This is a genomic window from Psychrobacter sp. 16-MNA-CIBAN-0192, assembly GCF_040309565.1.
Lineage (GTDB): Bacteria > Pseudomonadota > Gammaproteobacteria > Pseudomonadales > Moraxellaceae > Psychrobacter.
Genome location: NZ_JBEOOX010000011.1, coordinates 1 through 17,771, shown reverse-complemented (window position 1 = coordinate 17,771; position 17,771 = coordinate 1). Strand labels below are relative to the sequence as shown.

Annotated in this window: 14 protein-coding genes; 8 read left to right on the top strand and 6 right to left on the bottom strand. The window is 43.4% G+C overall.

Going from position 1 to position 17,771, the window contains the following annotated elements; genetic code table 11:
• Window positions 1-25: 25 nt before the first annotated feature.
• On the bottom strand, window positions 26-1,264 hold the full coding sequence (locus tag AAEY78_RS09345; RefSeq protein WP_352339077.1) for an Lnb N-terminal periplasmic domain-containing protein: 1,239 nt from the start codon (window positions 1,262-1,264) through the stop codon (window positions 26-28).
• A gap of 264 nt (window positions 1,265-1,528) precedes the next feature.
• Here AAEY78_RS09345 and AAEY78_RS09340 point away from each other — a divergent pair, with 264 nt between their 5' ends.
• From AAEY78_RS09340 to AAEY78_RS09320, 5 genes are all read left to right on the top strand, one after another.
• On the top strand, window positions 1,529-2,428 hold the full coding sequence (locus tag AAEY78_RS09340) for a CorC family transporter (RefSeq protein ID WP_352339076.1): 900 nt from the start codon (window positions 1,529-1,531) through the stop codon (window positions 2,426-2,428).
• Window positions 2,429-2,792: 364 nt separating this feature from the next.
• The gene (gene lnt, locus AAEY78_RS09335; protein ID WP_352339075.1) at window positions 2,793-4,367 is read left to right on the top strand and encodes an apolipoprotein N-acyltransferase; all 1,575 of its coding nucleotides are present in this window, start codon (window positions 2,793-2,795) and stop codon (window positions 4,365-4,367) included.
• 134 nt (window positions 4,368-4,501) lie between these two features.
• A complete protein-coding gene (locus AAEY78_RS09330; RefSeq protein ID WP_352339074.1) occupies window positions 4,502-4,912 on the top strand; it encodes a hypothetical protein in 411 nt (136 codons plus the stop codon).
• 404 nt (window positions 4,913-5,316) lie between these two features.
• Window positions 5,317-6,882: a peptide MFS transporter gene (locus AAEY78_RS09325; RefSeq protein ID WP_352339073.1), complete on the top strand. Its 1,566-nt coding sequence runs from the start codon at window positions 5,317-5,319 to the stop codon at window positions 6,880-6,882.
• Between the two features lie 328 nt (window positions 6,883-7,210).
• Window positions 7,211-9,028 (top strand): aminopeptidase P family protein, encoded by a 1,818-nt coding sequence (locus AAEY78_RS09320; RefSeq protein WP_352339072.1) that lies wholly within the window; start codon window positions 7,211-7,213, stop codon window positions 9,026-9,028.
• A gap of 148 nt (window positions 9,029-9,176) precedes the next feature.
• Here AAEY78_RS09320 and AAEY78_RS09315 read toward each other — a convergent pair whose 3' ends face one another.
• The 3 genes from AAEY78_RS09315 to AAEY78_RS09305 form a co-directional block, all read right to left on the bottom strand.
• Window positions 9,177-10,031 (bottom strand): hypothetical protein, encoded by an 855-nt coding sequence (locus AAEY78_RS09315; RefSeq protein ID WP_352339071.1) that lies wholly within the window; start codon window positions 10,029-10,031, stop codon window positions 9,177-9,179.
• Window positions 10,032-10,185: 154 nt separating this feature from the next.
• Entirely contained in the window at window positions 10,186-11,559 is a 1,374-nt protein-coding gene (gene fabF, locus AAEY78_RS09310; RefSeq protein ID WP_502943731.1) for a beta-ketoacyl-ACP synthase II, read from the bottom strand.
• Window positions 11,560-11,823: 264 nt separating this feature from the next.
• Window positions 11,824-13,176, bottom strand: a complete 1,353-nt coding sequence (locus AAEY78_RS09305; RefSeq protein WP_352339070.1) for an anhydro-N-acetylmuramic acid kinase — start codon at window positions 13,174-13,176, stop codon at window positions 11,824-11,826.
• 132 nt (window positions 13,177-13,308) lie between these two features.
• Here AAEY78_RS09305 and tyrS point away from each other — a divergent pair, with 132 nt between their 5' ends.
• Both tyrS and AAEY78_RS09295 read left to right on the top strand, forming a co-directional pair.
• A complete protein-coding gene (gene tyrS, locus AAEY78_RS09300; protein ID WP_352339069.1) occupies window positions 13,309-14,520 on the top strand; it encodes a tyrosine--tRNA ligase in 1,212 nt (403 codons plus the stop codon).
• A gap of 96 nt (window positions 14,521-14,616) precedes the next feature.
• Complete coding sequence (locus tag AAEY78_RS09295) at window positions 14,617-14,856, top strand: DUF1653 domain-containing protein (protein ID WP_352339068.1); 240 nt, start codon at window positions 14,617-14,619, stop codon at window positions 14,854-14,856.
• A gap of 118 nt (window positions 14,857-14,974) precedes the next feature.
• On the opposite strand, the gene AAEY78_RS09290 is transcribed toward AAEY78_RS09295, so the two are convergent.
• On the bottom strand, window positions 14,975-15,727 hold the full coding sequence (locus AAEY78_RS09290) for an SDR family NAD(P)-dependent oxidoreductase (protein WP_352339067.1): 753 nt from the start codon (window positions 15,725-15,727) through the stop codon (window positions 14,975-14,977).
• Between the two features lie 150 nt (window positions 15,728-15,877).
• Entirely contained in the window at window positions 15,878-16,525 is a 648-nt protein-coding gene (gene upp, locus AAEY78_RS09285) for a uracil phosphoribosyltransferase (RefSeq protein ID WP_062533997.1), read from the bottom strand.
• Window positions 16,526-16,924: 399 nt separating this feature from the next.
• Here upp and AAEY78_RS09280 point away from each other — a divergent pair, with 399 nt between their 5' ends.
• Window positions 16,925-17,494, top strand: coding sequence for a DNA glycosylase (locus AAEY78_RS09280; RefSeq protein ID WP_352339144.1), 570 nt, complete (start codon window positions 16,925-16,927; stop codon window positions 17,492-17,494).
• The last annotated feature ends 277 nt before the right edge of the window (window positions 17,495-17,771 follow it).

Genomic DNA, 17,771 nt, shown 5'->3' with positions numbered 1-17,771 from the left:
CAGTTTGTTATTTACCCTTTAATACTTAATGAGGATTCACCCGTATCGCATGAGAATCAGCCAATGGCGGAATAGGAATACCTTGGCGAATTTGCATTGAAAAATCGCTGCCATGAATGTCATTGCTTTTGCCATTGTCAAAGCCTTTCACTTTCGGGTTAATATGCGCCTGCTCATACCATTTATCCATTGTCCACGGTTGAGCGTCTGTCTCTGGCGCTGCATCTAACATACCAATGTCGTGGAGATAATTGGGCAACCAACCGGATACCCAAATCCGATAATCCCACGGCAAGCGCTCACCGCTGACAATACGCGCCATATAAAAGATAATATTGGTACAATTGCTGGTTAAGGTGTTATACCAAGCGGGTTTTGCATTGAGCTCATCTGCTGCGGTCAAATACGACTCAAATAACGACTGCACTTCACGCTGATGCAAATGGCTTATAGGAAATAAATACACCTGCTCACCGCGCGCATTACTGCGCGTGTAAATGATATCACGCTCCTCTGAGGCAATCAGGCTCAGCTCATAACGCTTAAAAAATCCGCCTAGCGCCGAAAAAGTTTCGCCATTTTCTTTACGAATCTCTAGCGAAAACGACAGCGGACGGTCATCTTCAAAGCGGAAACTTACCAACGTATGGGCAATCAATGGTCCCATCCAATATGAATTAATCACATCAACACCGGACAGTTTACTCATATCGACGGTACGCGTTTCCCAACGTTCTGTTGTCTCGTCGCCTGTCTGCCAATCAAAATTACGCACATTAGTGAAAGTCACCAAATCTGAATTATTGGCATCGCGCGTATAGCTTAATACTTGAGACACTTCTGGCTTCCAGTCGCGTTGTTGTTGCGGCGTGATAGACATAAACCAGCCTGCGCCAAGCAGCCAAACGGTTGCATATAGCCCAGTCAGCCACTTAACCGCCGTACCTTTTTTATCGTTAAAAAGTTTAGGGGAAAACTGCTTGGGTAAATAGCGCACAGTAAGCAATGCGATTAATAAACCAACAATAACCGTCGTTGCAAACCATGTCAGCGGACGACTTACGCCAAGCTGATACCAAATCGCCATTAATAACCAAACGGCAGATAACATAAGCCCCAATATAATAAAAAATTGTAGAAGATAGTGTCGCCATGAACGCAGCCACGAATGTCGCTTATGTATACCGTTTTGATGAGTGGATACGAGCGATTGATTCTCAATACGTTTTTTGAATAGGCGCGAGATAAGGGAACGAGGGGACATAAGGCTCAGTGCTATCATAATGCGGTGAATAAGGATTTTGACCATAGCAAAGTTTGGCACACACTGACAATACAATTTGGATAAATTTGTCGTTGAATGTCGAGTAAGCTTGCGATAAAGTGAAGCTAATTTAAACCGCTTTATTTATTTTTTATCGTTAATACTGCTGTTTTATTTATGGTTTTTATCTCCATATATCAGGCTGCGTATTATTTTAATCACTGTTTTAATGACTATTAACTAAAGAGGTTAACTCACACCACCATGTCTGACGACACTCCCAGCCCGAGTAGTTGGTCGATGCGCGGCTTAAAACGCTGGCTATCGACCGCCCCCGAAACCCGTGACGAACTGATTAGTCTTGTGCAGCAATCGCGTCAATTTTTAGAGCCTGATACGGTAGATATGTTAGAAGGCGTGCTTGATTTGCCAGCGACCCAAGTTCGCGAAATCATGACACCGCGTCCGCAAGTTGTTGGACTGCATGAAAGTACCAGCCTTGCAGAAGTGATGGATATCATTCTTGAAACCACTCATTCGCGCTATCCCGTGTTTGATAGCCAAGATGATGATGCGGTCATTGGTATCTTGCTTGCTAAAGACTTGATACCGCTCCTAGTGCACATGGTGCGCGACGAAGACGATAAAATTGAGAGTAAACGCCTAAAAGATTTGGTGCGCCAGCCGCTGTATATCAGTGAAACTGCGCGCTCTGATACTTTATTACGCTCGTTACAGCGCACTCAAGTCCATATGGCAGTAGTCATCGATGAATTTGGTAATTTTGCTGGTATCGTGACCATGGAAGATTTGCTCGAGGAGATTGTCGGCGACATTGTTGATGAGCACGATGACTTTGATGAAGACAGTGATATTAATAATATCGTTATTCATCCAGAAAAGCCCAATACGTGGCGGGTACAAGCCTCTACCGTGATTGAAGACTGTAATGATGAGTTGGGCAGCCATTTTGATGATACCGATGTCGATACCATGGGCGGGCTGGTCATGCAAACGCTTGGTCATGTGGGCGATTTGGAAGGCGAGAGTGTCACGATTAATGACTGGCAAATTACGGTCACTGATGTTGAAGGTCGCTTTATTCAGAATTTAGAGCTGACCAAAGTAATGCCTGAACAACATCATCTTATCGGCAGTCATTAACTGGTGAGGTGATAAGTAAGTATCTAGAACTTATCTAACATCTATCTAATAAAAACACGGCTACGGTCGTGTTTTTTTATGGCTGCTATTTGGACAATGTAAGCGGTCACATGCAAGCGTTCTGATGCAAATGGCGCTAACAAATGGCGCTGGCTAGTGACACTAGCAAGTAACACGAGCCAGCAATTTTCCCCATTTTTTAGCACAGGCTGTTATGATAGGCGGGTTTAATTTTGAGAGACTTATTTACCAGTAAAATCATCTTTAAAGAAATCCTTACAGTAAGTTAAGAGGCGTGATTTAGCGGTAATAAGCAGGTCTTAAAAGTTGATAAATTTGGATAATTGTTATTTGGATAACTGCTATGCGCCTGACTACGGCTGATTTACAAAAACGTTTGAACCCGAATAAAAATACTGCGCGTCCCTTTGCGATTACTTTACTGCTGGCTTTTGCTGCGGGGGCGATATTTTTATGGGCATTAGCACCGTATGGCTTTTGGCCGTTAGCCGTGGTGTCGCCAGCGCTATTGTATGCGCTGTTATTGCCTGAGATGAGTGGCAAGCGTGCCTTTTTTATTGGTGAGGCTTACGGTACGGGGCTATGGTGTGTTGGCGCATTTTGGTTATATACCTCAATCCATGATTATGGCGATACGCCTGCGTGGCTGGCGCTGATTATGATTGCGCTCATGGGTCTTGGGATGGGTCTTTTTCATGGCTTTTTGGCGCTGGTATTTAACCGTGTGGTTGGCAAGCAGCCATTATCATTTGCTGCGCTGTGGATATTGCAAGAGTGGCTAAAAACGTGGCTGTTTACTGGCTTTCCGTGGTTGTTCGTCGGCTATGCCTTTACCGAACAGCGCTGGTTATCTTCGCTTGCGCCCGTCGCTGGTGTATTTGCCATCTCATTTGTAGCGGTATTATTTGGCGCAAGTTTGGTTGAGTTGTTCCGTCGTCGCGGCGGTTATATGCTCGCCTCGCTCGCATTATTGGTTATCAGTGTTTCGCTATGGCTGATTAATCCGCAGTGGACGAAGCCAAAAGGCACGCCGGATTTATCGGTATCGCTCATTCAAGGTAATATCCCGCAGGATTTAAAATGGCTAACTGAATATCAAATAGAAACCCTTAAAATCTATGCTAATTTGACGCGTGATGAATGGGGGCGTGATATTGTTCTGTGGCCTGAGTCGTCTATTCCGATGTTCCAAGATGAAGCAGTGGGCTTTATTAATGAAATGGTAAAAATGGCAAAAGCCACCAATACCACTTGGATAACCGGTATTCCATATAAAGATGAAGCGGCATTTAATACTAAAACCGATAAGTATCCACCGTTTTATAACAGTGTGATTGCCCTCGGCGCTCAAGCGGATGGCTTATATAAAAAGCAGCGTCTGGTGCCCTTTGGTGAATATATTCCCTTTGAAGGGATGTTTGATATCTTGCCCAATCTAGCGGGTAGCCAAGATATTATGAGCTACAGTCGCGGTAGGGATAACCAGTCACCGCTACAGGTGCGCGGTCATAATTTGGGTGCTGCCATATGTTATGAGGTAGCTTATCCTGATACCACGCGCAAAAATGCCATTGGTACGGATTTTTTATTGACCATCTCGAATGATGCATGGTTTGGTACCTCAGCAGGTCCCTTGCAACATCTGCAAATGGTACAAATGCGCGCCTTAGAAAACGGACGCTGGTTTATGCGTGCGACCAATACCGGCGTGACCGCCATCATTGACCATCAAGGTCATATCGTAAAACGCTTGCCACAGTTTGAACGCACTGTTCTGCGCGGTAATATTCAAGCGCGCGTCGGTAATACGCCGTTTATGAGTCTGGGTCACTATCCGATTTTAATCCTTATCGCCTTGCTACTGTTATTAAGTTATCTTGGTAAACGTGCCAGCGCACGAGCGAATATAGGACGTTAATACGGTACATCACATGCTTTTCATAAAAGTGTGATAATAAACCCTTTAAATAGTTAAGGGTTTTAACAAAACGGTATAAATTGCGATATAATAGGTTAAAATTTTACATATTTTTTGTGCAAGGTGGATCAGGTATGTCAGAACATATTGTCGAAAACAACCCTAAAAGAGAGTTTATGTTTGCCTTGGGCGGCGTTGGCTTATTTTTAGCAATCGTTTTACTGATTGGCGTTTCAGGATTCTTACGTCCTGCCGGTGAGCACATTACAGCGAAAACAGCTGAAGAAGCACCCGTAGCTACAGCGGCAGTCCCTGCTGCTAGTACTGATGCTGCCACTACTGATGCTGTCGCTGAACCAGCAGCAACCGAGGCAACTCCTGCAACTGAAGCTGCTCCTGCCGCTGATAAAGTAGCAACGCCTGCTGCCGACGCAGCTGCTACAGATAAAGCTGAAGCGCCTGCTGCTAATGCAGACAGTACAGCTAAAGCAGATGAAGAAACAGTAGAACCTGCTGAAGCTGATAAAGCCGCAACTGCTAAGTAGTAGCGCTTATCGCATCGTCAGTATAATGTATTGAAGGTAAATTATACTGACACTTTGCTAAATAGCGAATGGTGCGGAAAACCTAAGACGACGTTTTAGACGGCTACTATAAGCCGTCTTTATCGTTGGTAAAGTTTTCTCAAATGAGATTATCATTACCGTTATGGTTGCTTTTAACGTATTTATTAGTCTGTACTTATTAATAAAAAGCCCGCTATCATGTTTTGATGGCGGGCTTTTTTGTAGGCGTCATTGATAAGGGAGACGACTAAAGCTACCCAGCTGGTATCCATTTTTTTCTTTACATGCTTATAGTCAAGTGAAACAATAACCAGCATTTGTGACTGCCCGTGAGTATTATCAAGGGTTTGGTTGTTATTGAGCGCTATATAAAGGAATGATTTATGAGTACGGAATCACAGTCAGAAGTTAGCGCTGCTGAACTAGCGGCGCTGGAAAATGGATTTATGGGACATCCAAAACCACTACGACCGTTATTTTTCACCGAGATGTGGGAGCGCTTTTCTTATTACAGTATTCGCCCGCTGTTGGTACTTTTTATGGTGGCAACCGTTGGTAGTGGCGGTTTTGGCTTCGATGAAGCCACTGCGTCAGCTATCTATGGTATTTTTGCCGGTTCCCTTTATTTAGCTGCCGTTCCCGGCGGTTGGCTTGCGGATAATTGGCTTGGTCAAGAGCGTGCACTATGGTGGGGCAGTATTATTATTGCATTGGGTCATTTGTGCATTGCGCTATCAGCGATGTTCGGTATGACGCTATTTTTCGTCGGTCTAATCTGCATTGTCCTTGGTTCAGGCTTATTTAAAACCTGTATCTCGGTGATGGTGGGTGCGTTATATCCCAAAGGGGATTCGCGCCGTGATGGCGGTTTTACCTTATTCTATATGGGTATCAATATTGGCGCGTTATTAGCGGCACTTATCGTTGGCGTGTTTAAAGAAAAAGGTATGTGGCATGTTGGCTTTGGGGTCGGCGGTCTTGGTATGTTGGTCTCTTTATTGATATACCGTTTTTCAGCCAAAAAAACTTTAAATCATTATGCTCGCGCCAAAAATATTAAACCGGAATGGGAACATTCAAATGATCGTTTTAGCAACGTCGGTCGTTGGGTAACCGGCTTTATTGCCTTACTAGCGCTTATTGTGGTTTTAGTAGCGACGGGTATCATGCCATTTGCGCCTGAGATGGTGGCAGAGTATATGACCTATATTATTGCTGCCGTCGTTCTGTTGTATTTTGTGGTTATGTTCCTCTCGCGTCGTCTCGATAAAACCGACAAGTTACGCTTATTGACCTGTTTGATTCTGATTATTGGCTCAACGCTATTTTGGTCAAGCTTTGAGCAGCAACCGACGTCGTTTAACTTGTTTGCTGATAATTATACTGATTTGAATGTTTTAGGCTTTGAGATACCCAGTATTTGGTTTCAATCGTTAAATCCGCTGTTTATTTTACTATTAGCCCCCATTGCTAGTATTATTTGGGTCAAGCTTGGCAATCGTGGGCTTGAACCAAACAGTATGACCAAGTTTGCACTGGGCATGCTATTAGCGGCGGCAGGTTTTGCCTTGATGATATTTGCCTCTAAAAGTATTTTGACCAATGAAGGCGGCTTGGCGTCACCCTTATGGTTGGTCGGCAGTTTATTTCTGCTAACTCTTGGTGAATTAGCACTCAGTCCAGTTGGGCTATCGGCAATGACCAAACTTGCGCCAAAAGGAATGCAAGGTCAGATGATGGGGCTGTTTTTTGCTTCTGTGGCGCTGGGTAACTTAGTTGCTGCCTTTTTTGGTGGTCACGTGTCCGCGGATAAAATTGAAGGGTTGCCTGGTTTATTCACCACCATGACGGCATTTTTAGTTGCTACTGCGATTTTACTTCTTGTCTTATCGAAGCCCATTAATAATATGCTCAAAAAGAGTGAGCAAGCGGATCAGCTCAGTCAGTAATAATGCATAAATAAGATACTTATCCATGAACATTTCTAAGACGTGTTACCATTATCGGTAGCACGTTTTTGCTATTAGCGATGCAAATAGTATCAATAAACCATTGAAAACGGATACTTTGCCCAAACATCGTATGATACGTTTTTAGAAAAATGATAATAGTAGTGCTCTATCGAAAAAATATCATTTTATTAACCTAATTGTTTTATTAAAGTAATAGTATTGCTATATAGCACTTTCGCTTTTGATACTGTAAAGCTAAGCCAAACATCTAGTCCAAGTAATATCTTCAAGCAATACTTCTAAGCAATCAATAAGGAATACCCCAATGAATAAGCAAAACATTCATGATCGCATCAGTAAGCTACGTCAAGCGTTGGTCGAGCAAGACTTGACTGCCATCATTGTTCCATCAGCTGATCCTCATTTATCTGAATATTTGCCGGAATATTGGCAAGCGCGCCTATGGTTATCAGGGTTTACTGGTTCAGTTGGGACGTTGGTGGTGACCGCTGATTTTGCAGGATTATGGACAGACAGTCGTTATTGGGTACATGCAGCAGCGCAATTAGAAGACACAGGCATTAGCTTGGAAAAACTTGCACCCGGTCAGCCAAATCATATTGATTGGCTAGCGGCAAATTTGCAAGAAGGGGATAGCGTGGCAGTCGATGGCAATGTCTTGTCAATTGCTGAGCAAGACCGTCTGTTAAGTGCTTTTGATGACAATGAGATTACATTAATAACCGACCGTGATGTGCTTGCCGATATTTGGAGCGATCGTCCAGCATTACCCGTTGCCCAATTGTATGAGCATAACGCTCAATTTGTTGCGCAGTCGGCAGCTAAAAAGCTTGCTGCGGTTCGAGATGGCATGGCAAAAGCAGGCGCGACGCACCATCTGTTATCAAGCTTAGATGATATTGCCTGGCTGACCAATCTGCGCGGTGCAGATGTGGATTACAATCCGGTATTTTTAGCGCATATGCTCATTGATGCTAAAGATGCGACATTATTTATTGATAATAATAAAGTCAGCTCAGAGATTGCACAACGCTTGCAAAATAATGGTTTTACCCTTGCAGATTATGAGGCGATACAGGATGCTTTAGGCGCACTGACGCCTGATGATTTATTATTATTAGACCCAAGTAAAGTGGCGGTTGGCACGTTATCAAAAATGGTCGATGACGTCGGCTTCATTGAGAAAATGGCTCCCAGTACCTTGCTAAAATCAGTCAAAGCTGATGCTGATGTTGATCATGTCCGTGAAGCAATGCGCCAAGATGGGGCGGCATTATGCGAATTTTTTGCGACATTTGAGCAGCGTTTAGCAGACGGTGAGCGCTTAAGTGAATTAGACGTGGATAGTATGCTGATTGACGTCCGTAGCAAGCAACCGCATTATGTCTCGCCGAGCTTTCCAACGATTGCCGGTTTTAATGAAAATGGTGCGTTACCGCATTATCGTGCTACGTCAGAGAATTTTAGCTATCTAGATGTGAATGAAGGCGAAGGCGGCTTGTTACTCATTGATTCAGGCGCACAATATCAAAATGGTACTACGGATATTACGCGTGTGGTCGGTATCGGACAGGTAAATGACGAGCATAAACGCGACTTTACCACGGTGTTAAAAGCGCATATTGCCTTAGCAAAAGCACATTTTCCTGATGGTATTGCCTCACCACTGATTGATGCGATTTGCCGCGCCCCACTTTGGCAAGCGCAGATGGATTATGGACATGGCACTGGTCACGGCGTTGGCTACTTTTTGAATGTGCATGAAGGTCCACAAGTGATTGCCTATAGCGCCAGCATGCCAAAAGAGCGCGCGATGAAAGCCGGTATGATTTCAAGTAATGAGCCTGGTCTGTACCGTGAAGGACAGTGGGGCATTCGTATTGAAAATTTAATGGTCAATACGCGTGTTGCTAATCCAGCCGAAACTGCGTTTGGTGATTTCTTAAACTTTGAAACTTTAACCTATTGTCCAATTGACACCCGTTTGATTGAACCGGCATTATTAACGCAAATTGAAAAAGACTGGTTAAATAGCTATCATCGCCAAGTGTATAGCGAGCTGAATAGCCGCGTAACCGGTGCAGCGCTTGCATGGCTGACTGAACGTACTCAAGCGATATAAAACTGGTTTAGATAAATCGTATTAATTAATCCCTAAACAATAAAAAGCACCGGATAAATCACTTATCCGGTGCTTTTTTATGCGTTATATCGTTATAGACTGAATAATCAGATACTGAATAGTAAGAGTCTGATATTTTAAGATACTATTACTTATTATCGCTATTGCTCGCAATAGACGTTTGCTCACTCACTTGCTCGCTAAGTTTACGGCTTATCTCAGCGCGTAACCACGATTTTAAATCTTCAGACAATTGCGCCATTTGGTCACTTAAATAATCATCAATATGCATACCAAGCTCATGGATAAAGGCTTCATTGTCTTGGTTTAAAATCGGTGCATTAACTAAAGTGTCGGTAATAGGGGTAGGTTTTACGGTATCGGTGCTGGCATGCTGTTGCAAAGCCGATAGCACTTTGTCTTTATTACTATTGACCTGACCTTTACTGGGTTTTGATTGAATGGTCTCAGCCGTTTCTTCATCATTATGATTATTATCGTTTACAGTAGTTTGTGGTTCTTGTGTTGGCGCTGGTTCATAGGACTTTGCTAGTACTTGGCTGTCATCATCGCTGCCACTCTTAATCTCACTATCACTGTCATTAGAATTATTAGCATCATTATCATCAGTAGTAACTTGATTGCTCTGTATTTCTATTGCTGCGGCATCTTCTTTTTTCTGATCTTCTTCCTCTTGAGCCTTTTTTTCTTCTGCTTTTCTGTTGTCTTCTTTTTTGCTCTCTTCTACTAAACGTTGTTCATCAGCAAGTTTTTGCGCGTCAGCAACGGCTTTAGCAGCGGCTAACTCAGTATTATGAGCGTCATATAATAACTCTATATGTGCATCAAGGTCAGGTTCAATAAAGCTAAAGTCGGCAAGTTCGGTATCAGGTTGTAGCAAGGTATTGATGTCTGTCAATTCTTGTACAATCGCTGCCCGTACAAGCTTTGGTGCGTGCGTCCAATGCTGATAGAATTGATGAGAAAATGAGTAGCTTGACATGATATGTTCCATAAGGTTCCAAAAATTACCCCTTATCATACGCAAGTACAATAAGGGGCTGCAAGAGGACAAACGTAGCAACATTAAATCAATCTGACGTTAATAACGTTGCTAATTTTAAGAACGGTTTAACCTTGGTAATTTTAGAAGTTGTCTAAGCTTGAGTCCAACGGGCAAAAATTAAAGAACCATTGGTGCCACCAAAGCCAAAGCTATTTGACACGGCATAATTAAGATTACTGACGCGACGTGATGTATTGGCAACGTAATCTAGATTGCAATTGTCTTCAATATTATCAAGGTTAATGGTGGGCGGTATATGCTGATGTTGCAAGGCAAGTACGGAGAAGATGGCTTCAATACCACCGGCTGCACCCAATAAATGACCAGTCATAGACTTAGTAGAGCTGACTAAAATACTGTCTTTTACCGATTCAAATACCGTCTCAATCGCGATGGACTCAGCGACATCACCGGCTGGGGTGCTGGTACCATGGGCATTAACATAGCCCACAGCTGATGCCTCGATACCGGCATCATTAAGCGCATTTTGCATGGCTCGTGCTGCCCCATTACCGTCCTCTGGAGGGGAGGTAATGTGGCTCGCATCATCGCTCATACCAAAGCCGACGACTTCCGCCAGTATGGTCGCACCGCGCGCTTTAGCATGAGTCAGGCTCTCTAACACCATCACGCCGGCACCGTCACCTAATACAAAGCCATCACGGTCTTTGTCAAACGGGCGTGAAGCGCGAGTTGGCTCATCATTACGCGTAGACAACGCATGCATGGCACCAAAGCCTGCCATACCTAGCGGGCTTGAGCCTTTTTCACTGCCACCAGCAACCATCACATCTGCATCACCATAGGCAATCAGCCGCGCTGCTAAACCTATCGCATGCGTTGCGGTGGTGCACGCCGTCGCGGTTGCTAGGTTAGGACCTTTCAGTTTGTGCTTAATTGCTACCAATCCTGCTGCCATATTGGCAATGGAGCCAGGGATAATAAATGGTGAGACCTTTTTAGCGCCTTTATCACGCAGCATCGCGCAGCTGTCTTCGATGGTTTGAATTCCGCCAATACCTGAGCCGAGAATAATACCAAAACGTTCTTGATCAACATTCTGTACCGGCATATCTCCGGTACTTATTTCCTCAACAAAACCTGAGTCTTTCAACGCCATTGCCGTGGCAGCAACGGCATAATGCATAAACTCATCATAACGGCGCGCATCTTTAGCAGTCATATACTGCGTGGCATCAAAATCTTTTACCGTACCTGCAAACTGAGTGCGAAAATCCGTGGCGTCAAAATGCGTAATTGGCGAGATTCCGCTATCACCATTTAATAAGCGCGCCCACGTACTTTCAACGTCAAGTCCTAGCGAGGTAATCGCCCCCATGCCAGTGACCACCACACGCATATCATCCGAGCGCTCGTAGTGGTGCGGCTTGTGACGCGTCTTTTGTGGTGACGCTACGTTAGCAGGAGCTGCTTGCGCTGTCAGTGAATTGTTATGTTGGCTCATGCAATATATCCTATACTTTGCGGTCCTAAAGGAGGTCTTACGGATGTCGTACGGTCATTATGCAGTGCGGTACCATACGTTATTTATAACGTGATATTGTCTTTTTGGCAACCATTATAAAGCACATAAGTGCACGGCTGTAAACTTAATAGTCAACATTAATAACTTTGTTGCAGGGAGCTATAAGCAGATAATCATAATAAGTGCCGGTGCAGTCGTTTTGTTATGCAAAGTAACAGGCTAAATAAATGTCATGTTAAAAAATTACGCGAAGCAAACTTGTCCTAATACCACCTCTTTATGCGCGCCAGTTACCGCTGGCAAGTTACCCGTTTCGCCCATCAATGTTTGCCTGGCTAACCATGCAAATGCTACTGATTCGACCCAAGTTGGCGCAAGTCCCAAACTTGCAGTTGTGTCCACAAGGCAATGCGGTAAATGGGACTGCAGGCGCGTCATCAGATAGCTATTTAAAGCACCACCACCACAAACATAAACGGCATTGGCGTTCATACTGGTATCGTTATTAATAAAGGCGGAGATTTGATGGGCGGCACTAATTGTAGTAAGTTCAGTAAGGGTTGTTTGCACATCGGCTGCCGAATAGCGAACATTGGCAGCGGCTTGCTCGAATATCTGTAATTCTGCTTGTAACCACGCCATATTAAAATCTTCCCGTCCGGTACTTTTTGGATAGGGTTTGGCAAAAAACGGATGGGTTAATAATTGAGCAAGTAATGGTTCGATAATTTGTCCAGATGCAGCCCATGTACCGCCTGCATCATAGTTTTTATCCGTATGTAACGCTATCCACGCATCCAATAATAAATTGGCAGGACCGGTATCATAACCAACCACTTGCGAAATTTTAAGGTTATTCGTTGCTGGCAAGACCGCAATATTAGCAATACCGCCCAAATTAAGTAGCACGCGCGTGGTATCTGCTGTTGCAAATAGCGCTTGATGAAAAGCGGGAACCAGTGGCGCGCCTTGTCCACCGACCGCCATATCGCGGCGACGAAAGTCACTCACTACACTAATGCTCGTACGTTCAGCAATAATATTGGCATCGAGCAGTTGCAAGCTAAAGCCCATGTGCGGGCGATGGCGCACGGTTTGTCCATGACAGCCAATCGCCAACACGGATTCTGAAGCGATATTGGCTTGTTGTAATAAAGCATTCACCACCTCACTGGCAAATTCACCATAAGCTTTGCTTGCCCAACCGAACCAATCTAATTCACTGTTCGGCTCACCATCTTGGCTACTTGGTTCATCATTTTGCACGATTAATTGTTGCACGCCATTGGGCTGACACAATGCCAATAACACCTCGCGTAATCGTGGCGGAAAATCTTGGCTATAAGTCGCCACTAATTCCATTGGGGACTTGTTTGCATCAGTATTGTCATGAGTAAATCGACAAATGACTGCATCCATTCCGTCCAAACTGGTGCCCGACATCATGCCAATATATAAGCCCTCATCGAAACTTTCAAATACGGTTTGCTCAAGCACATCGGTCAGCGTGGCATATTCTGACGCACTATCTAAATCTGCAGCTGAATATAGCTCGTCATTATTTTGAGTATCATCACTAGGTATAGGGTTGGTCATGGCAATTTACCTTAAAAAACGCTAATATATCTGCCAAATTCTACCATTTTTTGTACGCCTTTAAGGTTCTAAACCTTTTAACGGGTTTAATAAATGCACAAAGACAATTTATAAGACAATGAAGAGACCACTATGACCGAGCATTCATACACCCTAGAAGAACAACTTGCCCTTATCCAACGTGGTACGCAAGAGATTTTATCAGAAGACGATTTGGTAAAAAAATTAAAACTAAACCGTCCTTTGCGTATCAAAGCGGGCTTTGACCCCACCGCGCCTGATTTACACTTAGGTCATACAGTGTTGATTAATAAGCTTAAGCATTTTCAAGACTTAGGTCATGAGATTTATTTTCTAATTGGCGACTATACCGCAAAAATCGGCGACCCTTCTGGTAAAAATGCCACCCGTCCACCATTGACCGATGAGCAAATCCAAGCCAATGCCAAGACGTACGCTGAGCAAGTCTTTAAGATTTTGGATAAAGAAAAAACCCGCATCGTCTTTAACTCTGAATGGTTTAAAGACATGTCAGCGGCAGATATGATTCAGCTTTCTAGCCAGTTGACTGTCTCACGTATGCTTGAGCGTGATGATTTCTCTAAACGCTATGCGGCGCAAACGCCCATCGCTATTCACGAGTTTTTATATCCTTTAGTACAAGGTTACGACTCAATCGCGCTAAAAGCTGACATCGAGCTTGGCGGTACGGATCAAACCTTTAACTTATTAATGGGTCGCACTCTACAAGGTCGCTACGGTCAAGAGCCACAAGTTTGTATCACTGTGCCGATTTTGGAAGGTTTAGATGGCGTTAATAAGATGTCTAAATCGCTGAATAACTATGTTGGCATTTATGATGCACCGGGCACCATGTATCAAAAATTATTGTCTATGCCAGACACCTTAATCCGTCGCTACTTTGAGTTTTTAAGCTTTAAGCCAATGGAAGAGGTCGAAGCGTTAATGGCAGAGATGGAAAACGGTCGCAACCCACAAGAAATCAAACGTATTCTAGCCGAAGAGTTGATTGAGCGTTTTCACGATGCCGATGCTGCTGCCAATGCGCACAAATCAGCAGGTAATGTATTAGCCGATGGCGAATTGCCAGTCGATTTACCTGAAGTGACGCTAGGTTCAGAAGGTCAAGACGCCTTATTTATCGCCCAAATCTTAAACCAAGCTGGACTTGCCAAAAACAGCTCATCCGCCAAAGACATGTTAAAACGTGGCGCGGTAAAAGTTGATGGCGACGTGGTTGATGGCGGTTTTAGCTTAACATCCGGACAAACGGTTGTGATTCAAGCAGGCAAAAAGGCATATGCAAAAGTAACAGTAGCTTAATCAATCTGCAAAACGTAGTGAGAAAAAGGTCGACTTTTAATTGTCGACCCTTTTTTAAATATGGATTAACAGAATTTTTAAAGTCAGGAGTTTGCTATGACCCAGTCAACTAAAAACACCATTCCCCAAGGCATCTACCAACATTATAAAGGCAATCTTTATCAAGTCCTACATACCGCTCATCACTCAGAAACTGAAGAATCGCTAGTCGTTTATCGCTGTCTGTACGGTGATTATGACGTTTGGGTACGCCCTTTAACCATGTTTACTGAAACGGCTTTGGTTGATAATAAAGAAATGCCAAGGTTTGCACTTATTAAAAAATTATCTGATTAAATTTTTATTTTATGATTTTTGAGCAAAAAAAAGCGACTGATGGAGTCGCTTTTTTGTATGTTCTAACTGCTAATGCTACTAAACATTATTTGCAGTTGATAAAGTCAAATAAAAACACCTAAGAGTTTTGCTTTGCAATCGTCAGCCCATTATAAGTTTGCGCAACAGGCATGACTTCCAAGCGATTGACGTTAATATGCGCAGGCGATTCAATGAGCCACAATAAAATATCGCCAATATCATCACCGGTCATGGTTTTAAAGCCCTGATAAACTTGAGCTGCTTTATCATCATCGCCATGATAGCGTACGTTTGAAAACTCAGTACCCGCCACATTACCCGGCTCAAGATTGGTTACCCGTACTTGCGTACCGACTAAATCCGCGCGCAAGTTTAAGCTAAATTGCTTCACAAATGCTTTCGTCGCCCCATAAACGTTGCCACCAAAATATGGCCAGCTACCCGCAATCGAGCCTACATTAATAATATAACCACTGTCGCGCGCCACCATAGCAGGCATTACCGCATGGGTCACTGACATGAGCCCTTTGATATTGGTATCAACCATCCGCGTCCAGTCATTAAGATCAGCTTCATGCGCAGGCTCTGTACCCAGCGCCAATCCCGCATTATTCACCAACACATCGATTTGCTTAAAGGCTTCTGGCAAATCAGCAATGATTTTTGGAATAGTTTCGGGTTGACTTACGTCCATCACCACGGGCAAAAACAACTCACCAAGGTCGTGTGCCAGCGCATTCAGTCTATCCAGTCGTCTCGCACAGCCGATTACCTGATGACCTTTAGCCACCAAACGCCTTGCCAATGCTTCACCGAATCCTGCGCTTGCCCCTGTAATCAATACGTTCATTGGTTATCCTTATAATCCTTGATAAGTGAATAATGACGGTTAACAACAACCTTTTTTAAGAAACTGTTATAAAATTATTATGAAATGGTTATGAGTTTATGATGAACTTACTACGACCTTGATGACTTTTTATTTTTAAAAATTTAACGCCTAATGTTGACCTTCTTTTTTACCGAAGATTTTATCGCCCGCATCACCAAGCCCTGGAATGATATAACCATGCTCATCCAAATGACTATCAAGTGCTGCGGTATAAATGGTCACATCAGGATGCGCCTCATTGACCAAACGCACACCTTCAGGTGCGGCAACCAAAACCAATGCCTTAATATTATTACAACCATGCTTTTTAAGCATATCAATGGTCGCCACCATCGAACCACCGGTCGCTAGCATTGGGTCAATAATCAATGCAGGGCGCTTGTCCATATGACTCACGAATTTTTCAAAAAACGGCACTGGTTCCAGCGTTTCTTCATCACGCTGCAAACCAACCACCGAGATTTTTGCCGTTGGAATCATATCGAGCACCCCATCGAGCATGCCAATACCAGCGCGCAAAATAGGCACGATGGTTACCGTCTTACCGATAATTTGCTCACCCGTGATTTCACCACACCAACCTTCCATCAAGAAGGTTTCAATTTCAAAATCGCGGCTCGCCTCATAAGCCATCAAGCGGGCAAGCTCTTTGGTCAAGGTACGAAATTTATAAGTACTACAGTCCTTTTCGCGCATCAGGCTCAGTTTATGACGTACTAACGGATGGTCGATTACGTTAATCTTTAGGTCATTCATAAGTACTCTCTTGGTTTCGGTCTTAGGTTAGGCAGTAGTCACTTTGCAAAGTGATATCTTTATTAAAAGATAGCGATAACAAATCGTATCTTGACTGTACATGACAAGCTTTTATATTAGTAAGGGCATAAATGATAAGCTTAGCTAATAAGGTAATTGCTTTATAAAGTCATTATAGACATCGTTTACAATAACTATCATACCAAAAAAACCACTTTTCCGATGAAGAATATCATGACCAACACCTCAGCTAATTCTCACACAACATACATAAAACCTGTTAACGACTTCATATGGCAGCAAGCGCTACAAATCGATTCACCACATGATTTGCCACACGGTTCGCCACATATCGAAACCCATCCTTTTGGACCTGTGCTACCGCCAGATGCTACCGTCATGATGATGGGTAGTTTTCCGCCCACAGCAGATAAATGGGCAATGAGATTTCATTATCCCAACTTTCAAAATGACATGTGGCGTATTTATGGGCGCGTATTTTTTGACGATGCCGATTATTTTAGAGCAGGTAACGAAAAGCGCTTTGACCCTGAACGTATCCGCGCCTTTATGTTTGAGCGCGGCATCGCCTCTTGCCCGACCGTCGTCCAAGCGATTCGCGAAACCGGTAACGCCTCTGATAAAAATCTAACCGTCGTCACCACTATCGACTTAGATACTATCTTGCCGCAAGTTCCTAACGTAACATCTTTATTTACTACGGGCGGCAAAGCAACAGAAGTATTATTAAACCTATTGCATGAGCCACCTGCCAAATCAAAACAGCCCAAGACCAATCAAAGTATTGATTATCCTTATGAATATCATAATGCTGCTAATAATAAAGCAGGTAAGGTAAATGATTTAACCTTATATAGACTCCCTTCTACTTCCCGCGCTTACCCATTGGCACTAGATAAAAAAGTTGCTGCTTATAAAGACTTCTTCAAAAAGATAGGAAAGCTATAAACCAAGTGAGTTATAAAACGCTCAGCTATATAAGTGTATAAAACAAAACTAATAAGAAACATAGATAAATAATAGTAAATAAAGGACTGCTGATAATAATTAAAACTATTTTTGTCTCTAACGTATTGATAATTAACCAGTATCAATCATACTGTCAGATAAGACTAGAAATAGTATCTAGAATCTCTTGACACCCCTACCAAACTCTATATAATACGCCCCACAGCAAAGGAAGCTAGGCGATAAGATAACAAACTTATCACTTAACGGCTTAAGT

What these genes read in the sequence shown, in the direction of transcription:
- lnt (WP_352339075.1), top strand. Translation starts at nt 2,793, where the DNA reads ATGCGCCTGACTACGGCTGATTTACAAAAACGTTTGAACCCGAATAAA.
- AAEY78_RS09295 (WP_352339068.1), top strand. Translation starts at nt 14,617, where the DNA reads ATGACCCAGTCAACTAAAAACACCATTCCCCAAGGCATCTACCAACAT.
- AAEY78_RS09305 (WP_352339070.1), bottom strand. Translation starts at nt 13,176, where the DNA reads ATGACCAACCCTATACCTAGTGATGATACTCAAAATAATGACGAGCTA.
- AAEY78_RS09290 (WP_352339067.1), bottom strand. Translation starts at nt 15,727, where the DNA reads ATGAACGTATTGATTACAGGGGCAAGCGCAGGATTCGGTGAAGCATTG.
- AAEY78_RS09280 (WP_352339144.1), top strand. Translation starts at nt 16,925, where the DNA reads ATGATGATGGGTAGTTTTCCGCCCACAGCAGATAAATGGGCAATGAGA.
- tyrS (WP_352339069.1), top strand. Translation starts at nt 13,309, where the DNA reads ATGACCGAGCATTCATACACCCTAGAAGAACAACTTGCCCTTATCCAA.
- AAEY78_RS09320 (WP_352339072.1), top strand. Translation starts at nt 7,211, where the DNA reads ATGAATAAGCAAAACATTCATGATCGCATCAGTAAGCTACGTCAAGCG.
- AAEY78_RS09325 (WP_352339073.1), top strand. Translation starts at nt 5,317, where the DNA reads ATGAGTACGGAATCACAGTCAGAAGTTAGCGCTGCTGAACTAGCGGCG.
- AAEY78_RS09345 (WP_352339077.1), bottom strand. Translation starts at nt 1,264, where the DNA reads ATGTCCCCTCGTTCCCTTATCTCGCGCCTATTCAAAAAACGTATTGAG.
- AAEY78_RS09340 (WP_352339076.1), top strand. Translation starts at nt 1,529, where the DNA reads ATGTCTGACGACACTCCCAGCCCGAGTAGTTGGTCGATGCGCGGCTTA.
- AAEY78_RS09330 (WP_352339074.1), top strand. Translation starts at nt 4,502, where the DNA reads ATGTCAGAACATATTGTCGAAAACAACCCTAAAAGAGAGTTTATGTTT.
- upp (WP_062533997.1), bottom strand. Translation starts at nt 16,525, where the DNA reads ATGAATGACCTAAAGATTAACGTAATCGACCATCCGTTAGTACGTCAT.
- AAEY78_RS09315 (WP_352339071.1), bottom strand. Translation starts at nt 10,031, where the DNA reads ATGTCAAGCTACTCATTTTCTCATCAATTCTATCAGCATTGGACGCAC.
- fabF (WP_502943731.1), bottom strand. Translation starts at nt 11,559, where the DNA reads ATGAGCCAACATAACAATTCACTGACAGCGCAAGCAGCTCCTGCTAAC.